The 1,024-nt window shown below is 31.7% G+C and carries 2 protein-coding genes; one reads left to right on the top strand and one right to left on the bottom strand.

The genetic code is table 11. From position 1 onward, the window contains the following. Positions 1 to 227: 227 nt before the first annotated feature. Positions 228 to 401, bottom strand: coding sequence for a hypothetical protein (locus AB1414_21530; GenBank protein ID MEW6609993.1), 174 nt, complete (start codon positions 399 to 401; stop codon positions 228 to 230). A gap of 176 nt (positions 402 to 577) precedes the next feature. Between AB1414_21530 and AB1414_21525 the strand changes: the two genes are divergently transcribed. Then, a partial coding sequence (locus tag AB1414_21525) for a hypothetical protein (GenBank protein MEW6609992.1) occupies positions 578 to 1,024 on the top strand: 447 nt, incomplete at its 3' end.

Raw genomic sequence — 1,024 nt, 5'->3', positions numbered from 1 at the left:
TGGGGTTGTGGAATGGGATTGTCGTAATTCAGCTGGTGAAAAGGTTGCCAGTGGAATCTATATTTATTTCATCCGTGACGATATAAGTTCAAAGACAGGTAAATTGGGAGTGATGCGATAAATTTCGGTAAGCGTTCAGATCATTGCAAGATATCTAATAATAATGTAAAATGGGCAATGTCCAATGAGAGGATAGATGAAATGCAAGATGATTGGGAAATCAGTTCTTACTGCCAGAACACAGAATTGACTTTTAAATTTTTGTAACCGTTCAGGCTATATATCAAAAGCGTAAGAAAGGGGATAAGGAGATAAGGGCGATATGGAGATAAGATAATAGAAATAGATTGAAATTTATAGAAATAGGTAGAAATTGATTGTGGGAAACAACAAATTTCCATAAATTTCTATTAGTTTCTACTAATTTCAATTTTTTTAATAATATCTCCCTATTTCCTTAATCTCTGCGGTGAACGGTTACTAAAAAAGAGATAATCTGCTTGGTGGACATTAAATTACAAAAAATAATTTTTTTTATCTTGACATTTTTTAATTCTTGTGGTATAATTTATTTAAGATGGTAAAAAGGAGAAAAATGGTGAAAGCCTTTAAAATCGGTTTATATCCCCTTATCCTTTGTTTCCTGCCTATTAATTTAAATGCAACAGATTTGACTTATCAAGCTAAAAAAATATCCACTCTTTCTAAACAAGTTCATAAATTATCATCTCAAATTGCACCAGAAGGTATATTATCCCCGGAGGCAAAGAAGTTAACTAAGGTAATTGAAGATTTAGAGTTTTCCCTGAAGACTACTCTAAAAGACATTAAATCTACCTCCCCCTCAATCAATCATCTAAAAAATCTACAAATAAAGATAACCAGTTTAATACCGCGATTAGATTTAATCGACAAAGATGTCCAGATAAAGTTTAAACAGATAGAACAATTAGTTCAGACAAAGGGGTTTGGTGAAGAAGTATTTGCCAGACATAAAAGTTATGTTAAAGAGTATGATGAGAAA

It is taken from the genome of bacterium, from assembly GCA_040755795.1.
Classification (GTDB): domain Bacteria; phylum UBA9089; class CG2-30-40-21; order CG2-30-40-21; family SBAY01; genus JBFLXS01.
Note: the sequence above shows the minus strand (reverse complement) of the source record. Positions and strands in the feature narration are given on the sequence as shown.

What these genes read in the sequence shown, in the direction of transcription:
- AB1414_21530 (MEW6609993.1), bottom strand. Translation starts at nt 401, where the DNA reads ATGGAAATTTGTTGTTTCCCACAATCAATTTCTACCTATTTCTATAAA.